General features: G+C 51.7%; 30 protein-coding genes and 1 tRNA gene. 15 read left to right on the top strand and 16 right to left on the bottom strand.

The window, feature by feature from the left end; genetic code table 11:
• Positions 1 to 21 precede the first annotated feature (21 nt).
• Together GKC03_03815 and GKC03_03810 are read left to right on the top strand one after the other, a co-directional pair.
• The gene (locus tag GKC03_03815; GenBank protein ID NYT11662.1) at positions 22 to 276 is read left to right on the top strand and encodes a UPF0147 family protein; all 255 of its coding nucleotides are present in this window, start codon (positions 22 to 24) and stop codon (positions 274 to 276) included.
• A gap of 81 nt (positions 277 to 357) precedes the next feature.
• Positions 358 to 429, top strand: a tRNA-Gly gene (locus GKC03_03810).
• 5 nt (positions 430 to 434) lie between these two features.
• Here the strand turns inward: GKC03_03810 and GKC03_03805 are convergent.
• The 4 genes from GKC03_03805 to GKC03_03790 form a co-directional block, all read right to left on the bottom strand.
• Positions 435 to 788 (bottom strand): zinc ribbon domain-containing protein, encoded by a 354-nt coding sequence (locus GKC03_03805; GenBank protein ID NYT11661.1) that lies wholly within the window; start codon positions 786 to 788, stop codon positions 435 to 437.
• Positions 789 to 906: 118 nt separating this feature from the next.
• Entirely contained in the window at positions 907 to 1,416 is a 510-nt protein-coding gene (locus tag GKC03_03800) for a hypothetical protein (protein NYT11660.1), read from the bottom strand.
• A 4-nt stretch (positions 1,417 to 1,420) separates the two neighbouring features.
• On the bottom strand, positions 1,421 to 2,422 hold the full coding sequence (locus GKC03_03795) for a hypothetical protein (GenBank protein NYT11659.1): 1,002 nt from the start codon (positions 2,420 to 2,422) through the stop codon (positions 1,421 to 1,423).
• Between the two features lie 662 nt (positions 2,423 to 3,084).
• Positions 3,085 to 4,848 carry a cation:proton antiporter gene (locus tag GKC03_03790; protein NYT11658.1) on the bottom strand — a complete coding sequence of 588 codons (1,764 nt, stop codon included), beginning with the start codon at positions 4,846 to 4,848 and terminating at the stop codon, positions 3,085 to 3,087.
• 368 nt (positions 4,849 to 5,216) lie between these two features.
• Here GKC03_03790 and GKC03_03785 point away from each other — a divergent pair, with 368 nt between their 5' ends.
• Positions 5,217 to 7,937 (top strand): HAD-IC family P-type ATPase, encoded by a 2,721-nt coding sequence (locus tag GKC03_03785; protein NYT11657.1) that lies wholly within the window; start codon positions 5,217 to 5,219, stop codon positions 7,935 to 7,937.
• 26 nt (positions 7,938 to 7,963) lie between these two features.
• Entirely contained in the window at positions 7,964 to 8,989 is a 1,026-nt protein-coding gene (locus GKC03_03780; protein ID NYT11656.1) for an RNA 3'-terminal phosphate cyclase, read from the top strand.
• On the opposite strand, the gene GKC03_03775 is transcribed toward GKC03_03780, so the two are convergent.
• Positions 8,976 to 9,743 (bottom strand): proteasome assembly chaperone family protein, encoded by a 768-nt coding sequence (locus GKC03_03775; GenBank protein NYT11655.1) that lies wholly within the window; start codon positions 9,741 to 9,743, stop codon positions 8,976 to 8,978. The genes GKC03_03780 and GKC03_03775 overlap by 14 nt on opposite strands.
• Before the next feature lie 84 nt (positions 9,744 to 9,827).
• Here GKC03_03775 and GKC03_03770 point away from each other — a divergent pair, with 84 nt between their 5' ends.
• Positions 9,828 to 10,466: a 2,5-diamino-6-(ribosylamino)-4(3H)-pyrimidinone 5'-phosphate reductase gene (locus GKC03_03770; protein ID NYT11654.1), complete on the top strand. Its 639-nt coding sequence runs from the start codon at positions 9,828 to 9,830 to the stop codon at positions 10,464 to 10,466.
• Positions 10,456 to 10,911, top strand: a complete 456-nt coding sequence (locus GKC03_03765; protein NYT11653.1) for a hypothetical protein — start codon at positions 10,456 to 10,458, stop codon at positions 10,909 to 10,911. Before GKC03_03770 ends, GKC03_03765 begins: the two co-directional genes overlap by 11 nt.
• A 14-nt stretch (positions 10,912 to 10,925) precedes the next feature.
• Here GKC03_03765 and GKC03_03760 read toward each other — a convergent pair whose 3' ends face one another.
• Positions 10,926 to 11,852, bottom strand: a complete 927-nt coding sequence (locus tag GKC03_03760; protein NYT11652.1) for a hypothetical protein — start codon at positions 11,850 to 11,852, stop codon at positions 10,926 to 10,928.
• A 98-nt stretch (positions 11,853 to 11,950) separates the two neighbouring features.
• Here GKC03_03760 and GKC03_03755 point away from each other — a divergent pair, with 98 nt between their 5' ends.
• On the top strand, positions 11,951 to 12,265 hold the full coding sequence (locus GKC03_03755) for a hypothetical protein (protein ID NYT11651.1): 315 nt from the start codon (positions 11,951 to 11,953) through the stop codon (positions 12,263 to 12,265).
• Entirely contained in the window at positions 12,255 to 12,674 is a 420-nt protein-coding gene (locus tag GKC03_03750) for a DUF131 domain-containing protein (GenBank protein ID NYT11650.1), read from the top strand. The genes GKC03_03755 and GKC03_03750 overlap by 11 nt, the downstream gene beginning before the upstream one ends.
• Here the strand turns inward: GKC03_03750 and GKC03_03745 are convergent.
• Together GKC03_03745 and GKC03_03740 are read right to left on the bottom strand one after the other, a co-directional pair.
• Entirely contained in the window at positions 12,651 to 12,875 is a 225-nt protein-coding gene (locus tag GKC03_03745) for a hypothetical protein (GenBank protein ID NYT11649.1), read from the bottom strand. The genes GKC03_03750 and GKC03_03745 overlap by 24 nt on opposite strands.
• Positions 12,863 to 13,438, bottom strand: coding sequence for a GMP synthase subunit A (locus GKC03_03740; GenBank protein ID NYT11648.1), 576 nt, complete (start codon positions 13,436 to 13,438; stop codon positions 12,863 to 12,865). The genes GKC03_03745 and GKC03_03740 overlap by 13 nt, the downstream gene beginning before the upstream one ends.
• 102 nt (positions 13,439 to 13,540) lie before the next feature.
• Between GKC03_03740 and GKC03_03735 the strand changes: the two genes are divergently transcribed.
• On the top strand, positions 13,541 to 14,266 hold the full coding sequence (locus tag GKC03_03735; protein ID NYT11647.1) for an HAD family hydrolase: 726 nt from the start codon (positions 13,541 to 13,543) through the stop codon (positions 14,264 to 14,266).
• Here the strand turns inward: GKC03_03735 and guaA are convergent, their stop codons facing one another.
• From guaA to GKC03_03700, 7 genes are all read right to left on the bottom strand, one after another.
• Complete coding sequence (guaA, locus tag GKC03_03730; protein ID NYT11646.1) at positions 14,267 to 15,214, bottom strand: glutamine-hydrolyzing GMP synthase subunit GuaA; 948 nt, start codon at positions 15,212 to 15,214, stop codon at positions 14,267 to 14,269.
• Positions 15,211 to 15,681 carry a 5-(carboxyamino)imidazole ribonucleotide mutase gene (gene purE, locus GKC03_03725; GenBank protein NYT11645.1) on the bottom strand — a complete coding sequence of 157 codons (471 nt, stop codon included), beginning with the start codon at positions 15,679 to 15,681 and terminating at the stop codon, positions 15,211 to 15,213. Before purE ends, guaA begins: the two co-directional genes overlap by 4 nt.
• A gap of 63 nt (positions 15,682 to 15,744) precedes the next feature.
• Positions 15,745 to 16,041, bottom strand: a complete 297-nt coding sequence (locus GKC03_03720) for a hypothetical protein (GenBank protein ID NYT11644.1) — start codon at positions 16,039 to 16,041, stop codon at positions 15,745 to 15,747.
• Between the two features lie 12 nt (positions 16,042 to 16,053).
• A complete protein-coding gene (locus tag GKC03_03715) occupies positions 16,054 to 16,287 on the bottom strand; it encodes an Lrp/AsnC family transcriptional regulator (GenBank protein NYT11643.1) in 234 nt (77 codons plus the stop codon).
• A gap of 103 nt (positions 16,288 to 16,390) precedes the next feature.
• Positions 16,391 to 17,323: a carbohydrate kinase family protein gene (locus tag GKC03_03710; GenBank protein NYT11642.1), complete on the bottom strand. Its 933-nt coding sequence runs from the start codon at positions 17,321 to 17,323 to the stop codon at positions 16,391 to 16,393.
• On the bottom strand, positions 17,305 to 18,543 hold the full coding sequence (locus GKC03_03705; GenBank protein NYT11641.1) for an adenosylhomocysteinase: 1,239 nt from the start codon (positions 18,541 to 18,543) through the stop codon (positions 17,305 to 17,307). Before GKC03_03705 ends, GKC03_03710 begins: the two co-directional genes overlap by 19 nt.
• A gap of 33 nt (positions 18,544 to 18,576) precedes the next feature.
• Entirely contained in the window at positions 18,577 to 19,335 is a 759-nt protein-coding gene (locus GKC03_03700; GenBank protein NYT11640.1) for a phosphopantothenate/pantothenate synthetase, read from the bottom strand.
• Positions 19,336 to 19,550: 215 nt separating this feature from the next.
• On the opposite strand from GKC03_03700, the gene GKC03_03695 reads away from it, so the two are divergent.
• The 3 genes from GKC03_03695 (at position 19,551) to GKC03_03685 (ending at position 21,750) form a co-directional block, all read left to right on the top strand.
• A complete protein-coding gene (locus GKC03_03695; protein NYT11639.1) occupies positions 19,551 to 19,820 on the top strand; it encodes a hypothetical protein in 270 nt (89 codons plus the stop codon).
• Positions 19,786 to 20,718 carry a transcription initiation factor IIB gene (locus GKC03_03690; GenBank protein ID NYT11638.1) on the top strand — a complete coding sequence of 311 codons (933 nt, stop codon included), beginning with the start codon at positions 19,786 to 19,788 and terminating at the stop codon, positions 20,716 to 20,718. Before GKC03_03695 ends, GKC03_03690 begins: the two co-directional genes overlap by 35 nt.
• Before the next feature lie 84 nt (positions 20,719 to 20,802).
• Positions 20,803 to 21,750, top strand: a complete 948-nt coding sequence (locus tag GKC03_03685; protein NYT11637.1) for a tetratricopeptide repeat protein — start codon at positions 20,803 to 20,805, stop codon at positions 21,748 to 21,750.
• Positions 21,751 to 21,755: 5 nt separating this feature from the next.
• Here GKC03_03685 and endA read toward each other — a convergent pair whose 3' ends face one another.
• Positions 21,756 to 22,859, bottom strand: a complete 1,104-nt coding sequence (gene endA, locus GKC03_03680; GenBank protein ID NYT11636.1) for a tRNA-intron lyase — start codon at positions 22,857 to 22,859, stop codon at positions 21,756 to 21,758.
• Between the two features lie 87 nt (positions 22,860 to 22,946).
• On the opposite strand from endA, the gene GKC03_03675 reads away from it, so the two are divergent.
• The 3 genes from GKC03_03675 to GKC03_03665 all read left to right on the top strand — a co-directional run bounded on the left by GKC03_03675 (position 22,947) and on the right by GKC03_03665 (position 24,456).
• The gene (locus tag GKC03_03675) at positions 22,947 to 23,585 is read left to right on the top strand and encodes a helix-turn-helix domain-containing protein (protein ID NYT11635.1); all 639 of its coding nucleotides are present in this window, start codon (positions 22,947 to 22,949) and stop codon (positions 23,583 to 23,585) included.
• Positions 23,582 to 23,887: a hypothetical protein gene (locus GKC03_03670; GenBank protein NYT11634.1), complete on the top strand. Its 306-nt coding sequence runs from the start codon at positions 23,582 to 23,584 to the stop codon at positions 23,885 to 23,887. Before GKC03_03675 ends, GKC03_03670 begins: the two co-directional genes overlap by 4 nt.
• Before the next feature lie 98 nt (positions 23,888 to 23,985).
• Positions 23,986 to 24,456: an Hsp20/alpha crystallin family protein gene (locus GKC03_03665; GenBank protein ID NYT11633.1), complete on the top strand. Its 471-nt coding sequence runs from the start codon at positions 23,986 to 23,988 to the stop codon at positions 24,454 to 24,456.
• Positions 24,457 to 24,469 lie beyond the last annotated feature (13 nt).

Below are 24,469 nucleotides of genomic sequence, written 5' to 3'. Positions count from 1 at the left end.
CCATCGATTGGAGGTGGAAGTATGGAAACGGGAGTAAAGCTTAAGCAAATTATAGAGGTCTTAGACCAACTCGCTGAGGACACGTCTGTCCCCAGGAACATTCGAAGGGGCGCCACAGAGGCAAAGGAGAGGATCCTTCAGGAGAATGAGGCACTTGATGTCCGGGCGGCAAGCGCGATATTCATCCTTGATGAGCTGGCGAATGATCCCAACATCCCTCTGCATGGTCGCACCCTCATATGGAACATCATCAGTCAACTGGAAACGGTTCGCTGATTCTAACATTTTCACACAACCCTAGAACCAAATGGCCGGGGTAAAAAGAATTAAGGTTGAGTTCGTGAATCTAGTGCAAAGGCGGCCGTAGTCTAGTGGTTAGGACTGAGGCTTCCCAAGCCTCAAGCCCGGGTTCAAATCCCGGCGGCCGCATCCCATTATTTCTCAGCGGGTTTCCTCGAGAACTCGATGATGACATACACCACCATCATGATGATTCCCACGAAGAAACATATTCCAATGAGCAACCCAACGAGAATAAAGATGATGCCCAGAATGAGAAGGATCCACATGTCGTCCCCCTTACTTTTCTGGTAAGTTACTACAGGAGGAGACGAGGGTTTGATCGGGTCTTGCGAGCTCACTGGGTTGCTGCATTTGGAGCAGAATCTTGAGCCGGGATGAATATCAGCATGGCAATGAGGGCAAGTCAGATATAGCTGATGCCCACAAGAAGGACAGTACTCCCAACTTTCGTCTAGACTCTCCCCACACTTTGGACAGAAGACCATGACAACTTCCCTATCAAGAAGAATTTTAGAGAATATATTAGATTCTGAAGAATTCTGTATGATGTATTATTAAAAAGAAAAAAAAGTGGGGATGGCCGCATGAGCGGCCATTGGGCTATCAGGCTCTCTTCTTTTCGAAGAGTCCCTCAACTGCTGCGAGGGTTAAGGCTGCAAGATATTCTTCAGCCCAAGCATCACTGCAGTGTGGGCAAATGACCGCAGGACCTAGTCTTTCCACGGTCATGTAGGTCATCTTAACGTGGCCTTGTTTGGCTATGCCTCCACAGTCTGTGCAGGTCCAATCCGAATCATGGGTTGCGTTCATGACCTCGCCTATCACCATCCTGTGGGAGTAGGCGGAGTTCAAGGTTGCACTGCCCCCAGTCATGCTGTAGTCAGCATAGACTGTGACATCACCCATAATCTTCTTGGCGATATACCGAGATCCATCCTTGGAAGCGAGCTTTCTCTTGGTAGCTTCTGCCGTTTCAATGACTGCCGTTACATCCTCCGGCTTGATCCCCCTCTGCGCAATCGTCTCCTTTACATTATCTGGGATGATGACGTTCATCTTTCCAACCCCTTTTTCTGGCGCCTTTGTTTCCTTCTTCTTGCTAAACCATCCCATGTTATCACCACGTACCATAGGTCCCGACATCTCGGGCGGCTTTGACCATCGCCAAGAGGTTACCAGGTATGGTGTAGGGCGGGCACTCGCAAGAGTTGCCAAGGATGTAGCCCTTGGGAGAGTCTCGGCCGCCAATTATCTGTGCCTTTGACTGCTCGTAGACTGCTTTCGGGTTCGGATTGATCATGATCTTGGTGTCAACTGACCCCATGACCGTACAGTACTTGCCAAACTCCTCCCTAAGGAGATCGGAGGGGAACACATCCTTGCCTTTGTATCCAACGTGGAACACTGTGAAGGGCGACCAGATGAGCTTGTCCTTGAAGACCTTGTAGTCGGTCTGGTGGTTTCCACAGAGGTGGTAGAACAGCTGAGGTCCAGCTCCGCCTCTGAAGCAACCGTTCACATAGTACCTCATGTAGTTCGCAGAGTACTTCTCCACATACTCATCTGAGAAGATGTCGTTGTTGGCGAGAACGGAACCCACGATCAACATCGCCATTCCGTATCTCTCGGCCATTCCAATGGCACCATTCACTGATGTGTCTACATATGTCTTCACCAGCTTCTCGGCCTGCTCAGGATCGGTGAACGTCCACATGATGAAGTTCTCCACACCGCAGATTTCTGCGGCCGCACCGACCAGGTCGAAACCGTAGGAGATGGGTACAAGCGTCTGGGGGAGGTTCTTAGCTACGTAATCGTAGATGTTGAAGAACATTGGAAGTGTCCAACCCTTCTTCAAATCTTCTGTTCCTGCGACCTCAATGTTGTCTACCTCACTTGGATCCGAGATGATGGGCCCGGTAGAGATCGGAGGCAAAGTCTCCTTATACTCTAGGGTGAGTCCCAGCTCTGTGACCCAGGGAAGGGAGAAGAACCAGTGGGTAACAGGCAGCAGATCGTATAGCTGAGAGATATACCCCACGCAGTGTATGCCTAGCTCGGGTTTCTCGTAGAAATCCCTTATCGTATAACCACATGCTACCGCCGCGTGCGACAGTATAATGGGATCGACGTCTATCCTATCATGAGGGACGTCAACGAAGGGACTTGCAAATCGCTTAGCAGCATTTCCATGCCACTTTTCGTCAATTCCAGGGAATAATTCTTCATATCCCATTTGAATCCCTAAGTGTTGAAGAGCCTATCGCGTATATAACGATTGTTTCCGCAACAACGTTGCATTGCATAGTATTTACACTGTTAATAAGTAGAGTTTCTTTTCATTATTCATCTAAATATGTAATTTTTGTTACATGAAACTGTAACTATTTATTACCGGTTATAGGGTGGTAAAAGAAAAATAACGCAGTACTCTAGTGTCAACATATGATTAACGGCCTTAAAATATATGGTGTTAATGCACATATGATTAGCTCTTAATATTAACAAATATTAAATTAATACCACCTATAACACCTGTTAAGATTGTTAAACAATCGATAAATTGTAACAATTGTTCTGATGAAACAAAATAACAAAATCATATTCAACTGTGTTAATACAATTCTATGTATATTATTTTCAAATATTTTGTTCTCATGGATGTGCAGCGATAATCGGGTTTCAAACTTATTACCTAAATTAGTAAAACTGAGGACGTGTCAATCTATCATATTTTAATACCTGTTTTCTAAAAAAGTGGAGAGAGCCTTTCGAGAGCACTCACATCCACTTTCCACGGTCCTTTCTCTTGATTCTCGATGGAGCGACCGGTTTCTCCCAGGGAAATTGGGGTTCTGGAACCACTTTTCCCGGAGATTGGATCGGTCTACTAGTTCCAAGATAATGTTGTTTCATCAATCGAATCACCCCAATCAGGTACAATAGGACCACGATTAAAGCCAAAAATGGACTGTAGACATAGAATAAGGCCATACAAATAATGGTAAGAAGACTGATGAAGACGAATGTTGAGACGAAGTGGGCGACCTTCGCTCTGGTTCCGGGACCCACACCTAGATTGGTATAATTAGTGTGCTGCACAACTGGGAAAAGCTCTCTATCGATTACACCCCAGATCAACAAGGTAAGACCTATGCCTATGCCAAATACAATTAGGTGGACTGGGCCCGTTGTCGCTATCAGCACAGTCATTACAAGGAAGTAGAGGATAAGGGCGAAGCCTAGATGCCTGGGTCTATGATATAGACGCAGTTTGGCCGGCATAACCAACTTGCTGAGGGTGCGGGCAATGACCGCTCCGCTGTACTTCATATAATATGGTAGCCTCTTGGCTATACCCTCGGTGATCGTCACGCTGTTTCTCATAAGAAGGGGGGTAATTGCACTCATGATGAAGCAAAAGGCTCCTGCGAAGGGGAACAGCTCTGCACCCTTCGTGGTACCCACCGCCCTGCTTCCTACGCTTGCGTACATGACTGATTCCGCTCCCCTTCCACAGAGAGAGGTCCCCATCGAGACCGCCCCCTTTGCCGAAAAGCCGAGGAAGTATGCCAGTGCTGCGGTGATAAGTATATCATTTATGATGACAAGGGGAACCGCGATGACCACTATCCATATCACACTCGGGAACATGGCGGGATCTATGAGCATCCCAAATGAGACGAAGAATACAGCAACAAAGGCATCCCTGAATGGTGATATCTTCTGCTCAAAGCGCTCGGATACCTGAGTTTCGGCGAAGACCATGCCTATGAAGAACGCCCCTATGATCGCTGGAACATTTGATATCTCGGCTAACGCTGCGGACAGGAAAACGATTCCTAGGGCGAAGAGGACGAACATCTCATCGCTCTTTATCTTCTTGAGCTGCTTGACGGTCCGCGGAATTATCCATATCGCGAGTATGATGAAGAAAATGTAGAAGACCAGTATGCCCAGGGCTAACGTGGAAAGTGAGAGGGGCGTCGCGCCAGTTTTGACCACCAGACCACCTACGATCGTGAGTAGCACCATGGCTAGGAAATTCTCTACGATGACCATTCCTAATAGGAACTCGGTCTCAGGGTTGGCAAGGCGCTCGAGCTCTATCAGAGACTTGGCGGTTATGGCACAGCTGCTCATTGCGATGACGCCGGCGAGGAAGATGGTATCGACAATGGGCCAACCCAGAAGCGTACCCAGTATGATCCCCGCGAACATGTTGATGCCCAGGTTGATGACAGCGAGAATGGTGGCTGGGGCTTTGGTCTTCTTGAGCTTGCTGAATGAGAACTCGAGGCCAACAAAGAACAGCAGCAGGATCAGGCCAAGCTGGGACATTGCCTCTATGAAACTCGTGTCTTGAAGCAGACCATCGTAAACGAAATCGCCCATCTCGATGTGCATGTAGGGCCCTATGAGGATGCCCGCCATTATGTACCCGAGAATCACGCTCTGACGGCTACGCCGGGCTAGACCTGCCCCGATGAAGGCGATGAGCATTATCAATCCTACCTGGAACATCACATTGTCGCCGGTAAGCATGTTCTCCTCTCGACACTGGACGGCGATGTCGTGTGAATTCGAGCTCTGCGACGCTGGGCTGAGCTGCCTTCCTAATTATGCATTATCTGGATGACTGACTCCAGTTCTTAATGAGGGCCGTTGATGGCTCAGCCTGTCGAGAGCGTTTTCACATCCCATCCGCAAGCATGGTGGCCTGGTGCATCCCGCAGACGTTGTGATTTCCAGAGCATACAAAAAGCTTTTCTCGAGCATTGCACGACTGGGGAAACCTTGGACAGAGATATCGCAATTGCAATATGAGAAAGTGTATCAAATCTGCAGTGGGACAGGATCTCCTCCTGAACATGGAAAAGGCTTTTCAACAGCTCTTCTATGTCTACCCATCAATGGACAAGGAATGGCACTCGATACCCAATGAGGAAACCCTCAAGCTGTTGGGGACATCTGGGAAAGGGCTCTCGGATGAAGCGGCCAACCAAAGACTGGATGAGTACGGCCCCAATGAGTTAGTGGAGACTAAGGGAACATCCCCCCTCAGGTTATTCCTGCAGCAGTTCAAAGAGGTCCTGGTAATCATTCTTATTATCGCTGCATTGATCTCGGCGGCCATAGCCGCCGTGCAGGGTACAGTGGAGGAGTGGTTCGACGCAGCGGTGATCATGGTCATCGTCTTCCTGAACGCCATACTTGGTTTCGTTCAGGAATACAAGGCTGAAAAGACCATGCAGGCTCTGAAGGAGCTTGCGGCCCCAAGGGCCAAGGTGATAAGGAACGGCATCGAAATCGAGATACCCTCGAGGGATCTGGTTCCCGGAGACATAATCATGCTGGCAACCGGTGACAAGATCTCCGCCGACGCCAGACTCCTTGAGGCCATAAACCTGAAGGTGAACGAGGCTTCGCTAACAGGTGAATCGATTGCCATACGCAAGAACGCGGAAGCGGTCCTAGAGAAGGATGTGTACCTAGGCGAGAAGACCAACATGGTGTTCTCTGGCTGCGTCATCGAGTACGGTAGAGGGCGAGCAGTAGTCACCAGCACAGGCATGAACACGGCCTTGGGAAGGATCGCAGGATTGATACAGACCGAGCCGGAGCAGACCCCACTGCAGAAGAAGCTGAAGGTTCTTGGAAAGCAGCTCGGGATCGCCGTCCTCTTAATCTCAGTGTTCATCTTCATAGTGGGACTCATCCAGAAGGTCGACATCGTCAGCATGTTCCTGACATCTGTCAGCCTCGCAGTAGCGGCCATTCCAGAGGGCTTACCCGCAGTGGTAACCATCTCACTTGCGCTCGGGCTTCAGAGGATGGTCAAGAAGAATGCCGTCATACGGAGACTCCCAGCGGTCGAGTCCCTGGGAAGCGCTACCGTGATATGCACCGACAAGACCGGCACTCTGACGAAGGGCGAGATGAATATCAGGGAGATATTCGTTGGAGAGACTGTCTTCGTCAGCGGAGAGGGTTTCAATCCAGTGGGCGAGTTCACCATGGACGGCAGGAGCGTCGACCCTCTGAATAATGGGAGGTTGAAGTGGCTGCTGAACGCGGGCATCCTCTGCAACGACGCGACACTCATCGATAACAATGGAAAATGGCGAATCGGTGGGGATACCACCGAGGGAACGCTCATAGTCACCGCCAGAAAGGCTGGAATCGAAGAGGACCAATTCAGAGATGACCATCCCAGGATGTTCGAGATTCCTTTTGATTCCACTAAGAAAAGAATGACCACCGTCAACCAGTTTGGCGAGAAACAGTACGCATTCTGTAAGGGTGCCGCCGAGAGCGTTCTATCCCTGTGCGACCGCGTCTGCATTGAAGGGACGATCGTTCCACTTGATGGAAGCAAGCGCCTGGCCATCAAGAACAAGGACTCTGAGATGGCTTCCAGAGCCCTCAGGGTACTAGCCCTGGCAATGAGGGAAGTCGACGATGATGAGCTTTCAGAGGATTCGCTAGAGAGGGAGCTCGTGTTCCTAGGCCTGGTGGGCATGATCGACTCGCCCCGCATCGAGGCCATCGAAGCCATCAAGGTGAGCAAGAAGGCCGGTATCCAGGTCAAGATGATCACCGGGGACCACGCCCTAACGGCAAAAGCAATCGCTATGGAGATGGGGATTGACACCAGGGATGATGCTCCAGTGATGACTGGCAGGGAGCTGGAAGAGATAAGCTTGGAGGACCTGGCGGAAAGAGTGAAGGAAGTCAACGTGTACGCCCGTGTCGCGCCAGAACACAAGGTGAAGATCGTCGACGCTCTCAAGAACAACGGGGAGATCGTTGCCATGACCGGCGACGGCGTGAACGACGCTCCGGCGCTCAAGAAGGCGGACATAGGGGTCGCCATGGGGATCACTGGAACAGACGTGTCCAAGGAGGCGTCGGAAATGATACTCGTGGATGACAACTTCGCCTCTATCGTCAGCGCTACCGAGGAGGGGAGGGGCATCTACGATAACATAAAGAAGTTCGTGTCCTTCCTTCTCTCCTGCAACGCAGGTGAGGTGGCGACAATGTTCATAGCCACCTTGATCTTCGTAGACCCTGAGATGCTTCCCTTCTTGCTTCCTATCCAGATACTATGGATCAACTTGGTGACAGACGGCCTTCCGGCTCTAGCCCTTGGGGTTGAACCCACCGACCCCGATGTCATGGAAAGATCTCCCAGGGACCCCGATGAACCGCCCATAACCAGGGCCATGGCCTACCGCATCGTGATCATAGGTTTGATAATGGCCATCGGTACCCTCTTTGCATTCTGGATAGAATACAGCGATACTGGGAGCATCGCCCGAGCACGTACGGTTGCCTTCTGCACACTGGTACTATTCCAGCTGTTCTATGTGTTCTCCGCCCGTTCCGAAAGGAGAACTCTCTTCAACCTCGGGATCCGCTCCAACATGAAGCTTATCTATGCGGTCATTGCATCGATCTCGCTGCAGCTTCTGGTGGTCTACTTGCCATTCCTGAACGAGGTATTCAGGACCGAGCCCATAGGGTTGACAGAGTGGCTCATTACAATACCGATCGCCCTAAGTGCCTTCGTAATCAACGAGCTGTGGAAGATTGCCAAGAGAAGGGCTGCGAGGGCCGAGCCGTCATGAGGGTGTCCTTGCTCTGAGGTGTAATTATGATTGATGTCGATGGCTCCATGGGCGAAGGGGGAGGTCAGATACTTAGGATGGCCGTCGCACTCTCAGCCCTAACCGGATTGGAGTGCAGGGTGTCCAACATCAGAGCGGGAAGGCCGAAGCCTGGGCTGGCGGCACAGCACATCGCTGGAATAAGAGGTGTGGCCCAACTCTGCAATGCGGAACTTTCGGGGGACCTGAAGGGCTCCACGGAGATCGTATTCAAACCTGGTAAGGTCCGATCTGGCGATCTCAGCCTGGATGTGGGAACTGCCGGTAGCATCACTCTGGTACTTCAGGCCTATCTCCTACCCGTGATAGCTTCGAATCAGGAATCTCGGATAACGATCAACGGTGGAACCAACGTGAAGTGGTCCCCTCCCGTGGACTATCTCGAGAAGCTTCTCTTTCCCATGCTGAGTAAAATGGGCGCGAGAATCAACATCGATATCGGGAAAAGGGGATTCTACCCTCAGGGCGGGGGGACAGCCACTGTCCATGTCAACGCTACAGAGAGGCTTGCACCCGTTGACCTCCGTCAAAGGGGAGAGTTGATCACATTGGAAGGTGTGTGCTTCTCACAGAATCTCCCAGACCATATTTGCAAGAGAATTTCTCACACGGCCAAGAAGACGTTCTTGGGCAGGGATTTGAGGATCTACTGTGACCGGAGTGACGGCCCCTCAACCGGAACGGGGATCTGTCTCTTCGCAAGGTATGAGAAGACCATCCTGGGAGCAGATTCACTAGGAGAGAGAGGACTGTCGTCGGAGAAGGTAGGGGAGCAGGCCGCAAAGGACCTCATTTGCGAGATGGAAGGTCCTGGGACTCTGGATATCCACGCGGCAGATCAACTCCTCCCTTACTTGGCTTTAGCGGAAGGACCTTCAAGGTTCCTGGTAAGAGAAGCCAGCCAGCATCTGTATAGCGTGGCTGCCCTCCTTCCAGAATTCCTGGATGTCGAGATCCTCATCAGAAGGAGAGATGAAGACTTCGAGGTCAGGGTGAATCCTAGCTATACATAATGGACTTGCTCTTGGGGATCTCCTGTTCCTTGCCCGCGGTCTTGTAGAGCTGCTTCAAGTGTTTCTCGATGACCTCCGCCTCGGTTATCAGGGGCTTGATGTCCAACTCAACCTGGAGCAGTATCTTGTCGATGGCGGATATGCAGGCGGCCGCAGCCCTGGCGTCAGGGTATTCCGCATGAGCCCATGACAGAATGGTCACCACACCGATGTCCCGGTTTACCCCCTCGTTCAACAGTACACCTGCCAGACCCATTATGATGCCTGTCTCAAACAGGGGGATGTCGTGCTCCTTGAGCAGGTCGGTCATCTGTTGCGTCGATCCAATCCCGAAGATATTATCTGAGATCGAACCTGGATCCTCGTTCTTACCCTGGGGCAGGATCATTCCTTCGGGGGATATCACCATTCTGCACTTGTTCACCTCAACCCAATCCATGAGGGTGGTAGCAAGGGGCTTAATGATCTCAGGTGGAGGCTGGAATTCAGAGACAAAGACTACTATCTTATCCTGTCCTCCCTCTCCAATTTTCCCTCCGTAAATGCGTACTGGGCTGTATGGAATTCCTTCTCGGACCAGGGACATTGCTGGAAAGGTCATGGAATCAAGGACGCCGATTAGGTCCAGCTCAAGGAAGCTGACCAGATAATTCGCGGCAATCGACCCTACTAGGCCGACGCTTGGGAAGCCGTCAATGACATATGCTCCTTTGACGTCCATTTGCTTGATGGGGATGATATCAATGCCATTCATCGCATCCTAATCTCAATTTAGATTACTTAACCATTGGTGCCTCCTTCCAAACCTTTATCTCACCTCGCCCGCATCATTCCGGCGATGAGACCCCACGTCACAGTCAACTGTGCAATGACCGCCGATGGGAAGCTGGCAGGGAGGAGAAGGAAGCAGGTGACCATTTCCTCACCCGAGGACCTTGCCCGGGTGAAGGAATTGAGAAAGGAGGTCGATGCCATCCTGGTGGGGATAGGCACCGTGCTCTCCGACGACCCGCATCTTACCGTGAAGGGCTCCACCTTGAAAAAGAACCCCATCAGAGTTGTTCTTGACTCCAGGGGACGCACACCCGAAAACGCCCGGGTGCTGGATGCCCAGGCAAGAACCATAATTGCCACCGTCGAGGACTGCGACAAGGTCTGGCGAAATGCGGAGGTCCTGCGCATAGGAAAGGACAGGGTAGATCTCGACCTTCTACTCATGAAGCTACATGAGATTGGTGTAAGAACCTTGCTGGTGGAGGGAGGGGGAGAGGTTCTCTGGTCATTCTTCAAAAGCGGATTGGTGGACCATTACTCCGTCTTCGTAGGCAGCAGGATCATGGGCGGGAGAACCGCACCTACCCCCGTGGACGGAGAGGGATTCGATGACCAAGAGGCATTGAAACTGAAACTCATCGAGTGGGTGCCTCTGGGTGATGGAGTTCTATTAGAATACGAGGTCTGCAACGATGGCGGATAGACCCAAGTTCTCAGTCGATGAGATGTTAGGATCCTTGGCCAGATGGCTGCGCATTATGGGGTACGACACCATCTATCACAGAGATCAGAGCGATACGGAGATCGTGAATACCGCCTGGGAGGAGGGGCGCTTCCTTCTCACCCGGGACAAGGAACTGGCCTTCAGGGCGGGCGACGGGGGGCTGTTCATCGAGGATGACGATGTCATGGGGCAGCTCAAGCAGGTATCGAAATTGCTGGGGCTGACCCTCGATGAGTCCCTGACCAGGTGCACCATGTGCAACGGGGAGCTGGAGACTCTCTCTCCCAAGGAAGCAGAGGAACTGGTTCCAGAAGGCGCGTTGAAGAACAATGATGAGTTCTTTCGGTGCATGCGATGCGGCAAGGTCTACTGGAAAGGCACCCATTGGGTCGACATTAGGGCTCGTCTGGAATCAGTTGATTGATTTGATGTGAGGGATCATGCTCCTCTGTAGTAGTCCTCGCTGATTATCTTTCCTGTTCCGGCGTTGATTATCATGACCCCGTGGACGCCTTCGATGCACCATACGGGAAGGTAGAACAAACCCTTTCCAGCAAGAACAACGTCCTCAGGACTAGGAGAGAGCACCTTCTTCTCCATGACCGTGACCTTCCCATCGTCCTTGATGAGCTCCTTCTCGTAGGTATGGAGATGGATTACCTCCTCCTGGACAGACTCCCGGGCCTCGTCGATGTCGATCATTGGCTCAAGGCGTCGGTGGTTCAATTCGATGCCGTACACCGTATCAAACTCCTCCTTCCAGACATCGACCTTTCGGGTCAGCGCGTTCACGGCCAGCATTCCGCTCTTCGAGACCATCTCCTCACCGTTGACATCCAGTCTGCATCTGTACTCGAAAACATAGTGAGGGACCAGTTCCAGCCTGTGCCTGAAACCTCCTACGGTCTGACGAGAGATCTCCTTGATATCGTCAATATCGATGACCGGGCGAATGATCCTCTCCCCCACTTCCGCGACATCCATTAGTTCGAGTTCTTCTTGAGAGACCATCTGAGGATAATCATCGGCGGATATCTCGTCCAGGAGACCGTGATCCTCCTCACCCAGTATCTTCTCTACCCGGGTCCGGCCGATCTCGTGTTCGATCGCTTCCCTATCCCAGATGAAGATCTTTTCCTCAGCGGCTCCCTTGGGCATATTATCCAGGGTGGCGATTATCTTGATCCCCTCGAACTCCTCGTACTCGTCCAGAAAACGACCTGCCGCCTCCCTGTCGTACTCGGGTAGAATGCAGAATACAACATTGACGTCCCCCTTCGTTCCGAAGAGGTGATTGTCCTCTTCCCAGACCTCGAAATCTCTGGAGAAAAGTATCTCTGAGATAACTCGCTTCAAGGAGGTCAAAGGTGCACCCAGGCCCAAATCAGGCTCTGGAAATAAAAAGATTGGGGCGTATAAGATATTAATAAGGCATTAAAGAATGGTCAATGGGGGGTTGACAATTGAGTGACCGCAAGGATCAGAGATTGCGGAGAATGCCTGGAATCCTTTCATTGGCATTGGGCATCATAGGGCTTGGGATCCTGGTCTTTCTGTCATTCTTTCCGGGAATGTTCATATTCATCTTCGGGATGCTCGTTTTCCTTACTTCGATTGGTCTGATCGGAGGGGAGAACGAACACACCAGATCCTTCTGGGCTTTCGACTGTGATGATAATGGCAAGTGGGAGGATGTCGACAGAATTATCCGTAGATGGCTAAACCAGGCAAGATACTATATGCTTCTATGCATCAGTCACCCGTTGAATGATGTCTAGAATGCTGGTCAGGGCATCTGGTTTGATCCTGATCGCGTCATCGGCTTTGCTCCTGATCTTTGCAGCGATAAGCGGGGACCTCGAGTTGACGATAATATTCATCATCCCCGTGATCGCTGGTAGGGGGTTGATACCGGCCCTGGGCGGAATTCTGCTATTCTTCGGAATAATGTTGCTCTTCCTGTCCTTCATGATGAGTCATGATGTTCCCAATGATGGAATTTCTGTGAGGGAGGTTCAGCCCTGGGAGGGGGAGAAAAAACGGGAAAACCGGTTCGGAGGAGTCGTTCTTGTAGGACCCATTCCCATAGTTTTCGGTTCCGATCGGAGGATGGCTTTGTGGGCGGTGGTCATCGCAATCATCTGTCTGATCGCGATTTCACTATCAATCTTCCTCTGGTCCAAGTAGATGCCTGGCAGCCTCATGGATCTCCTTCTCACCGCTTCGTGATTCATCCCGAAGGTCGGATATCAGGCGGATGTAGTCTTCGAAGGACCCGCCCTTACTCTTGACGGCCCTTGACAAGGCTGACTCGAAAGAATCCTTCCTGCGCCAGATGTTCAGCGCCTCCTTCAAGAACGCCCTGTCCTGCTCGCTCAACTGTGCCATTCCTCGACGACCCTCAGGAAGTTCTTGAAGATCTCGTAGCCGTGCTCGGTGTTCTCGACCTCCGGATGGAACTGTAGCCCATAAATGGGCCTGGAATGCATCTTCACTGCCTGGATTGAGCAGCTGTCAGAGTGGGCCAGTACCTCGAAATCCAATGGAAGCTCCTTCACCTCGTCGTTGTGACTCTCCCATACGGTGAACTCCCGCGGGAGGCCTAGAAACAGGTCATCCTCCTCGTCGACAAAAAGGGTGGTCTTACCGTACTCTGGAACCTTGGCGGGTCCCGTGCTCCCACCGAAGTGGCCTGCCATGAAATGGAGTCCCGCGCAGATTCCCAATATGGGGAAATCTGCCCTGTCCAGGTATTCGCCGTTCCTGCCCATCCTTGCTGTATCCATGGCGACCCGAGGAGCCCCTCCGGAGAGAACCAAGCCATCAACGTCTTCGATCTCCTCAAAGGGCGTGTCGTTAGGAACTATCTTGGTGTCCACCTTCAGATACCTGAGCACCCTCCACTCCCTGTGGGTCCACTGGCCACCGTTATCCACGACAAAGACCTTCATTACGGGTGAAAAGGCGGAGGCCTGTATTAAGGATTTCACTTAGTATGTTGACATTCAGGTCAATCAAAAGGTTAAAGACGGTTGCCAGCATCCATATTTAGGATGAAGGCGATCGTTTTCGACCTTGGTCACACGCTCATCGACTATTACGTCGATTGGAGAGTGCCCGAGAACCGTGCGATCTCTGATTTTTACAGTGTGATCTCAGAGAATGCGGATGAGCTACCAGACAGGAGTGTGTTCGCGAAGACCCTGGTCCATGAACTGGATAATGCCAGGAGAAGGCGGAGAGTGGAGATGATCGAAATTCCGCTTTACACCTTCCTGGGTGAGCGCCTGAAACAGTTCGGGCTTCCCTTTGACGAGGAAGTGATCCAAAAGGGGCTCGAGATCTTCTACGGTGCACTCCTGGAACACAGGAAGCTCATTCCCGGCACCTTGGAGATGCTCCATAACATCAAAGAGAATGGATACAGGGTGGGCCTCATCTCGGACGTGGCATGGGGGCTGCCATCATACTTCCCCAAAAGAGACATGGCATTCTTCAAACTGGATGTTTACTTTGACAATCTGGTTTTCTCGACCGACGTTGGATTGAGGAAGCCCAATCCGAAAATATTCCATATTGCGCTTGAGAATCTTGGGATCGAGGCTCAAGAAGCAGTGTATGTAGGAAACAACCTTCAGGCCGATATCAAGGGAGCACACAATTCAGGCCTGAAGGCCGTGCTGAAAAAGTCAAATTATTTCTTCCCGGATGATAGCATCGTTCCGGATGCATACGTGGATGACTGGTCGGAATTGGAGAGCATCCTGGATGCCCTGTGATCACTCCCACTCAATAGTTGCCGGGGGCTTGTTGGTGATGTCATAGACCACCCGGTTCACCCTGTCCTTCATCTCGTTGGTGATCCTTCTGGATATTCTGTCCAGTACATCGTGAGGAATCTTGGAATAGGCGGCGCTCATTCCATCAATGGACTCCACGGCTCTAACGGACACTGTGCCCCCATATGCTCTTTGATCACCATGGACGCCCACCGACATCACGGGAAGGAATGCCGCAAAGTACTGCCAGGGCATTTCCATCTCTCCCAGGGCAGCGGCTTTCTCTATCTCCTCCTCGGTAATTGCACAGGCCTCTCTCACGATCTCTATTGAGTCCTTTGTAACCTCGCCGATGACTCTTATCGCAAGCGCTGGTCCGGGGAATGGCTGCCGCTCCGAGACATCGATGCCAAGGAATCGGGCGACCTTCCTAACCTCGTCCTTGTAGAGATCCCTGAGAGGCTCCACAAGCTTGAGATGCATGTCTTCAGGAAGCCCACCAACATTATGGTGGCTCTTGATCGTGTCCCTGACGTGATCTCCGCTCTCGATCCAATCGGGAGCGATTGTACCCTGGACAAGATATTCGGCATCGTATTCCTTCGCCTCCCTTTCAAAGACGCGGATGAACTTCTCACCGATGATCTTCCTCTTTTCCTCGGGGTCTATCACGCCCTTCAACGCCTCAAGGAACTCGTCCTCAGCGTTCACAATCTTGAAGTTGACCCCTAGGCGCGTGAGGATGCCGCTCACGCTCTCCGTCTCGCCCTTCCTCATCAACCCGTTGTCGACGTAGATCGTCAGCAACTGGTCCCCAATAGCCCTGCTGACCAAGACCGCGGCCACGGTGCTGTCCACGCCACCGGAACAGGCGATGATCGCTCTCCCCTCGATCGAGGAGCGCAGTATCTCCACCGATTCGTCCACGAATTCCTTTGGGTCCATCAAGAATCCTCAACCTCCATGGAGTCCTTGATCACCTTGTCAGCCAGCTCCTCTCTGTATTCGAGGAGCTTCTTGTTGAGCTTCTCGTCGGAAAGCGCCAGGATGCTTATCGCAAGCAGTGACGCGTTCTCTCCACGGTCCAGCCCAACGGCTGCTACGGGAATCCCCGGGGGCATTTGCAGCACCGACAGAACGGAGTCGAGATTCATCTTTCCACTGACCGGTACCCCAATGACAGGCCTCGGGGTCGTGGAGGCGATGACTCCGGGCAACGCAGCGGAAAGCCCTGCAATCGCAATGAACACCTTGGCGGAGCTGGTTTCCACCATTTCCTTGACCCGCTCAGGCGTGCGATGGGCAGAGGCAACGACCATCTTCGCCTCTACATCGAATTGTTCTAGAATCGCAATGGCCTTGCGGCCGACATCGAGGTCACTTTTACTTCCCAGAACCACTAGGACGTCTGGCATTAGTGTTCACTCAAAGAGTAATAGAATAAAAAAATTTCGAAAGGCTGAGTTTTCAAGCTCAGCTCAGGATTTCATTATTGCTACAAGGAATATGCCAACTGCGATCAAGGCTCCGATTATTGCGGCCAGGATGTAGAGGAAGGCGTTCCAAATAACATCTGCAAGAGTCACTTCGATGATATCGGTGAACCCCGCAAGATAAACCCAGATTATTCCCACCACTAGGCCTATGATCAGAAGCGCTGCGCCGATAGCCCGGCTCCTCCCACTTCCGAAATAGGCGGTGAAGGCCCCCGCAAGCACCATGAACAATGCGAAGACCAGAATGACGATTGTTATGAATTCCCAAAATCCCATCATTGTAGTCACCCGTTAGAATTTGATACCGGTCAACGTTTTTGTATCTATGACGCCGGGAATGGACCTGATCCTATCGACCACGACCTGACCGAGAAGATTGAAGTCCTCGGCTTCGATCTTGGCGATGAGATCGAACTCCCCAAATAATGGATGGAGCTCAACAACCTCCTTGACCTTGAGCAGTTCATTGTATACCTCGTGCTCTTTGGCCGGAGCGGTACTTATCAGGACAAACCCCACTGCCATATTCCTACCTGTCGGCCCTTTACGGCTTGATTGGTCTTAAATATTTCGTTGTTGGTTCTTGGCACATTGGAGGGTTTCTGGGGGTCTGGCTTCTCTTACGTCGTTACCTTAGCATGTCCTCCGCTCGTTCAAGGACCTTTTCCCATATTGGTATGTTCGAGAGGCCTCCCATGGACTCCACCGCAAAGGAGGAGGTTGCACTTCCAAGAATGGCGCAATCGTGAAGGTCGTACCCACGGTATCTCCCAGCATAGAACCCTGCTCTGAAGGCGTCACCCGCTCCGGTTGTATCCACCACTTTCTTGGTCTTGATGGCGGGAACATGGATCTCCTCCTCGATGGTGTAGATGACGCTGCCTTCCGAACCCCTGGTGTTAATGATTACCCCCACTTGGGTGAGCATTTCCTGTGGCTCCTTCACACTCATATAGCGCATTGCGGTTTCCAGCTCACCTCGGTTGGCGAAAAGGATACTGCTCATCGGGAGCGCCTCGGAGAAGGTCTCCTCTGACCAGATGTGGTGTATCTCCTGCGCGGGATCGAAGGATATTTTGATGCCTTTCTGGGAGAGCTCTCTCATCAATCGCATATAATAACCTGGTCTCCCAGTGTAGATATGGACCTCCTTCGATCTTACGGCCATGTCGGTCCTGATCTCGTAGGTCTCCATGTCCTTCATAGCCCCCTGGAATACATATGCTATCTGGTCGTGCACAGCATCGGATACCACCCATACCGTGGGGGTCTGCTCTCCTTTGACGACAACCAAATCGTCTAGCAGCACCCCTTTCGATCGCATGAAATCTTCGAAGTCCTGCGGGAAGTCTCCCCCCACATAGGAGACAATGGCGGTGGGAACCCCCAGCGAGGCCGCTGTGGTAGCGAGGTTGGCGGCCGTTCCCCCATAGTAGAGCCTCTTGTCCAATACATCTATTGAGGTATTGATCGGTGGGAAGCGCTCCAGGGAGATTATGTAGTCGAGGGCCACGTGGCCGTATACGGTAAGGTAAGGTTCGGTCATGTCCCATCTTCCCATCCCGAGAGATACTTCCTCTGCGCCTCGGTGAGCTCGTCTATCTCGATTCCCATGGTCTTCAACTTCAGCCTAGCTACTCTGTCATCGATCTCGGCTGGGACGTCATGGACCAAAGGTTCCATCCCTTCCCAGTTATTGGCGAGGTACTCCAGGGAGAGGGCTTGAATTGAGAAACTCATGTCCATGATCTCCACGGGGTGACCTTGCCCCGCGCCCAGGTTCATGAGGCGTCCCTCGCTTATTAGGTACGCCCTCCTGCCATCTGGGAACCTGTATTCGTCCACGAAGTCCCTCGCCCTTCTGGATGAGATCGCGCGCTCGGACAGATATCTGCTGGAGATCTCGTTGTCGAAATGCCCAGAATTTCCCATAACGCATCCGTCCTTGAGCACCTCGAGGTGTTCGGGTCGAATGATGTCCTTGTCCCCAGTGGCGGAGATGATAATATCGGCTAGCGGGGCGGCCTCCATCATGGTCATTACCTGGAAACCATCCATTACCGCTTCTATCGCCCTGATTGGGTCGATTTCAGTGACGATGACGTTGGCACCCAAACCCTTCGCCCTCATGGCTATTCCCCGACCGCACCAGCCGTATCCGGCCACAACAAGACGCTTACCCGCCACCAGGAGGTTCGTGGCGTTCATGAAGCCATCAAATGTCGATTGTCCGGTTCCATACCTGTTGTCGAAGAGGTATTTCATGTGGGCGTCGTTGACGGAGATTATGGGAAAGCGCAAGATCTTCTCTTTGGCCATGGACCTGAGTCGGATTACTCCGGTTGTGGTCTCTTCGTTGCCTCCCTTTACCTTTGGAAGAGCATCTGTCCTGTCCATATGGAGCATGGTGATGAGGTCCGCTCCGTCATCGACTACGAAATCCGGTGAGAGATCGATGACCTTGTTGAGATTCCTGTAGTATTCATCATTGGTCTCACCCTTCCTTGCGTAGACCTCGAGACCATAGTGTTCTCTCAGCGCAAGTGCAACAGAATCGTCAGTGGAGAGTGGATTGCAGCTTGCGAGGCGGATCTTGGCACCGGCCTCCGCGAGGGTGATCGCCAGCATTCCGGTCTTGGCCTCCACGTGCAGAGCCATTCCCACTCTGAGTCCGTCCAGAGATCCCTCTCTGGTCATCCTATCTCGGATCTCCTTCAGTACCTTCATGTGAGTGAATGCCCACTCCAGCCTGCGGATCCCCTTCTCGAGTAATTCGCTCAATGGAACACCGTCACCGAATCGTGCATTTCGGGCTTATGCTTTCCCCTGATCGATATCCCCCACGAGATTATTGCACATCCTCCGGGCAACGCCCTGGAGATTCCTCTGGTTGTCGAAATCATCGATCAACCTGCGCCTCTCTTCTGGATCAGTTCTCAATTCGCTCACATAACGTTCGATGTTGGGAATTGCCCTTGTTACCTCATCGACGATCGATACCGTCGCTGTCCTTGAGGTGCGGGAGAGCGGGTTAAGATCGATGGCCATTGCGACCTTGCCTGCCGCAACAAGCGCCTCGGCCCTGTCACCATCCTCGAGGGGCACCAGTATCACGTCCGCCGAATAAATGCCCTCCTTGGTGCAGAGCGCTCTATCCGAAGCAATTCCTTCAAGTCTAGCATTTGGACTTCTACCCAATATTCGGTTCGCCCCCTTGGATTCCATGTACGAACAGACAGCTTCAATCCGCTGTTCGCTCCTGTGAAAGAGATTCACCTCCATCTTGGCGGGAACCGCCTTTGCTAAAGAGATTATATCCTCAGCGCATAGGGCCGCAGCGTTGCCGTTGATGGATATCACGGGATTACTAGCCTCAAGCAGATAGGCGGCAGCAACCCTCTCGGCATTCTCCCCCTCTCGTACCGTTCTCTCGCCTAGCAGATAGTCATAGGCTTCGCCCCTTCCGTGGGCAATGAGGCCAGTGGAGGCAACTATTCCCCTTCGGGAGAGTTCAGCCATCCTCTCTCTTATAGCCAATGATTTGTATCTCGGGTGGTCCTTGGATATCTCCACGACTGAATGAATGAACACCACAACTTATATTCTTTGATGGGCGGCGGTCGATCGTCTTTCGCAGCCATGTGACATATGTTAACACGGACGCAGAGGGGAGCCAGATTTTTTCCTGCGAGAACCGAAATATATTAAGTCTTTACGAAATATTTATATACCAGCTCTAGAATGTAGAGGGAAGTCGCCGGTCGATATAAGTCTCTTACGGTGAGGAAATGAAGGTTCTAGGCACCGTCCAAGAAATCGCTTTTGATGGTAAAATGATTGTCAGAGCGAGTATCACTCCACCTCCCAAATCGAAGGTCGTGGACAACCGCAAGAGGGCTATAGGCCGGGTGAGGAGGGTCTTCGGACCTGTTGACACCCCCTACATCTCAATAGATACCACTGGAGAGATCAACCTGATTGGAATGATAGGAAAAAAGGTCTTTATCGAAGGGGTCGATGACAATGGCAAAGGTAAGAGAAGGCACCGAAGAGATTGAGCGCTGCCCCGAGTGCTCAAGCAAGCACCTCGTTCGAGATTACGAGCGGGGAGAGCTCATATGCGAGGATTGCGGACTGGTGATTGACGATCAGTTCATAGACCAGGGACCCGAATGGAGGGCCTTCGACGTCGAACAGGGAGAAAAGAGGGCCAGGACTGGAGCCCCCATGACCTATACGATCCATGACAAGGGTCTCTCCACCGAGATCTCATGGAAGAACAAGGATTCTTACGGAAAGAGCATCCCCACCAGGAACAGGGCTCAGCTTTACCGGTTGAGGAAGTGGCAGAGAAGGATCCGTGTGTCGAATGCCACTGAGAGGAACTTGGCGTTCGCACTCAGTGAGCTGGATAGAATGGCCTCAGCCATGGGTCTGCCCAGGAATGTAAGGGAGACGGCTGCCATGGTCTACAGGAAAGCCGTGAACAAGAACCTGATCAGGGGAAGAAGCATCGAGGGCGTTGTGGCCGCTTCGCTCTACGCAGCCTGCAGGCAGTGTGGTGTTCCTCGTACACTCGATGAAGTGGCAAACTCGTCGCGCGTTGGCCGTAAGGAGATCGGGCGCACCTATAGATTCATGACCAGAGAACTCAAGCTCAAGTTAATGCCCACCCGCCCACAGGATTACATACAGAGATTCTGCTCTGAGCTCAAGCTCAGTGGAGAGGTCCAGTCCAAGGCGGCGGAGATATTGAAGGATGCGGCAAAGAAGGAGCTGACTTCAGGTCGAGGACCTACTGGGGTTGCAGCTGCCGCTATCTACATAGCCTCCATTCTATGCAATGAGAGGAGAACCCAGAGGGAGGTAGCGGACATTGCAGGTGTGACAGAGGTCACCATAAGGAACAGGTACAAGGAACTGACAGAGAAGCTTGGCATCGAAATACAGCTCTGAATGTCTGGAATTTCCTGCCTATGTGGGTAGGATTCTGGAAACCTATATAACGCTGGTTCCTGATTCACAGACGAGGTTGAGCTATTGACTAAAGTTCCTGCCTTTCTAAGAGTGTCCGGCATCTGGATGTTGATCGGCGGAATAATCACGTTGATCTCACCCATGATACTAATCTATTATTCACAAGTAGACACCGTGATTGGCATCGTCCTTACCCTGATCTTCATTCTTCTTGCCAGCTTTGAGATAGGAGCTTCGAGAGTCTCTTTTAAGGGGGAGGTCGGAGGCTGGAATGGGGTTGTCAATGCACTCCTACTCGCCTTGCTGGCCAGGGTGATAATGATCTTCCTGGCAAGGGATTGGTATCTTTATGCCAACGTGATCATGGGTGTTGGGGAATTGGGACTGCTGCTGGTCATCTACCGCCGCAAGGATCTCTTCATGCCCCCTGCTGAAGAGATAGAGAAGACCTTGAAGCGTCTGGCTGGTCCAACGGTCAAGGTTGCCTCTGAGTGCCCAACCTGCCATGAAGTGGTGGAGATAAATTGGGAGTCCTGTCCCTACTGCGGAACCAAGCTCATGAAACACTGCGGCAACTGTGGGATGGAACTCGAGGAAACCGTGGCAATCTGCCCCAATTGCGGAACCCCCATTGAGAGTATGGACGCAATCACCAAGACCATCGAATCCTTGAACCAGTCCATTCAGGAGCTGGATTCTCCTGAGACCCGTGCATCTCAGTATGCCAAGCTGGGTGAGAACCTATTGAAAACGGGAGACAACGATGGAGCGTTGGATGCCTACACAGAGGCGATCAAGAACACTGAATTCACCAGGAAGAGGAGTTATTTCATGGTGAAAATGGCTCGCATTCTCAAGAATATTGACAAAGAGAATGAAGCCCTGGAGATGCTCGATACCGCAATGGAGCTTGATCCCGAGGACTATGCTGGAGCAGCCGAGATGAAGCAGGCGATACTCTCTCCATCCCCTAAGGAAGAAGAATCGAAGGGTGAACCTCAATCATCATAGGCCCTTCAGGGGCGAATCCTTTTGAGCCTGAGATAATCGACCTTGTCTTCACAGACTCTTCCGAATAGAATCTCCTTCTTCACCCCATGAGCCAACCTCACGGCCCTAGAAATCTCGGGCCAACTGGCTTGGTATCCATCTGGAACCGCGTGAACAAGATACCTGGCATGAATCTTCTGAGGGTTTCTCTCGTAGACCCTGAAATGGCAACCGTACTTAAACCCCGTCTTGACTACCAGGCCCTTCTTTCGTAGATCGCGGTATGTATTAAGCCTGAGCTCAAAGTCTGGCTGCATCTTGGAAGCCATTCTTCGGAATCCCTTGGATGAGAGTTTCCTGCCACTAGCCGCGCTTCTGAGCTCTATCACATCATTCTCAAGAAGGAACGCGGTCTCTATCAGAGAGAGTTGAAGGCTTTGACCCAACGACTTCCCGAAGTACCCTCTCTCGAAGAGCGCCTTTGCATGATCCTCATCAAAGACGAGCACTCGGTCCTCCACGAGAAGACCAACTGAACCACTATCACCTGGACCTGGATCAGTCCCCTTTGGCTCACTGTTAGTTGCTTGGTAGAAGGTGATGTCGCCTTCCTCATCCACCACGGCCAGGAGCAGGTCCTTCCGGGTGCGATTGGCCTTCTTCAACTGCTCGAGGAAGGCCCCTATGTCAAAGACAGCCCTCTCCGATATGGCCATCACCCAGTACTTCGTTTGTGTCGAGGTTGGCGTGCCACCTCGGGGGAATACTCTGAAATCAAAATCCCCTGAGTGTGCCTTCACCACGTAGCCCCGCTGTCTGAGGTCCCTGTAGACGATGAACTTGATCTCGAAATCCTCGTAAGCCTCAGCGCCCATCCTTGCCATTTTGGAAGGTTCGACCGCCATCCCTTCTTGGAGTATTTCTAGCCTCCCGCACTCCATGAGATATGATGCTTCCAGGAGGTCAAGCTCGAGACCGCCGCCTGAAAGAGGATATCCATAGAACCCCTTATTGTATATCTGGCTGGCCTCCGCCTCGTCCTCCAAGATCACGCTTTCATCGACCAGTTCACCGGCCATGTCCCTCAAACCCCATCCAATAATTATAGTTTCTTCCTCGGATATGGTCACCGACCATCTCCTATGGTCTCAAGTTAATCTTATATAATAGTTGATGATAATTAGTATACAACTAAATGTTAACTAGTTGGTGTTTCCATGTCACAACTTGATATTCTGCTATCGATAATCGAGAATCCGACGAGGAGAAGGATATTGCAGGAGCTGGTCCGAGAACCTCATTACCCGCTTCAGCTCTCTAAGGAGCTTGGGGTCAGTCAGCAGGCTGTGATAAAGCACCTGAAGATCCTCGAGGAAAATGACCTGGTCTCGTGTTACATGGAGGAGAGCGATCTGGGGGGGCCCCAGAGGAAGCGGTATGTTCCCACCATGAAGTTCACTCTGATCGTGGATGTGGGCCCGGCCTACTTCAATGCCGAGCTTCTAGATGTCGATCTATCCAAAGGCGATGATGGAAATGAAACAATGGACGAACATCAGCTTGAGGATATTGGCTTGGGCGTCAGCAGGTTGAGGGATCTTATCTCCCAAATCGACGATGAATTGGGAAAGCTGCAGATTAGAAGGGGTGAACTCGTGGAGCTCAAGGAGAGAGTCCTGAGCGATGCGAGGAGGCTGGTGGAGGAGAATCTCGATGACTACCAATTGAGGAGAATACTGTACGAATACATTCACAGACCTAGTCTGGATCTCATTAAGATTGCCAGAGAACTTGCCCTCAGGGACGAGGTTGTGAGGGAATCTATCAAACGCATATTGGGTGAGGAGGAGATATGATGTGGGACAGGGTGAGACTGCAGAAGCTGGCGGATGAGTACAAGGAAGAGTTGAAAAGAATAGCGAAAGAGACCGAGGAACGCCTGGATAAAGCCATAGAGAAACTGGAGTATGTGAGCGAGGAGATGTACGAGGCGGTATGTAGGGAGACCAAGGAAGCGGGTGAGGAACTTCAGAAGTACGCCAAGGATATTTACGAGGACGTAAAGGAGGAGGGACCACGAATCAAGGAGGAGATTCGGGAGATGGAAAGAAAGGTCAGGCGAGGATTCGAGCGCCTGGAAAAGGAGTTAAAGGAGTAGTAAACTACTTATAGAAGTTTTAATAATATGTGTAATTTGAAATTAGTTGTTAACTTAAGGTTAACATCTTAGATGATAATCGAGGGAGGCAAGAGAATATGGTAAGAAGAGAAGATGAAAAGGACGTTGTGCCAAGGGACTATTGGAGCCTGTCCATACTGGATGAGATGGAGAGGGCCTTCGCCGACTTCAGAATGGGGATAAGAGATTTCTGGCTACCTTCGATTTCCAGCAAAGACTTTCGGGTACCGGCTGTCGATTTCAAGGACGCCGGAAACGAGTACATCGTGGATGTAGAACTTCCAGGCATAAGCAAAGAGGACGTGATTATAGAGATCGTTAGAGACGGTCTTTTGGTCAGTGCGAGAAAGGAAGAGATCAAGGAAGAGAAGGGGGAGGGTTACCTCAGACGAGAGAGGGGACATCTGTCCTTCAAAAGGCGGCTGCTGCTTCCAGGGAATTCAGACACGGAAGCAATTGAAGCCAAACTGGTTGATGGCGTGCTACACCTCAGTATCCCGAAGAAGGAAAAGGCGGATGATGAAAAGAGGACAGTGGAGGTCAAGTGAGGCCTCTTTTTTC

Source organism: Methanomassiliicoccales archaeon, assembly GCA_013415695.1.
GTDB lineage: Archaea > Thermoplasmatota > Thermoplasmata > Methanomassiliicoccales > JAAEEP01 > JAAEEP01.
This window is presented reverse-complemented; position numbering and strand designations above follow the sequence as displayed.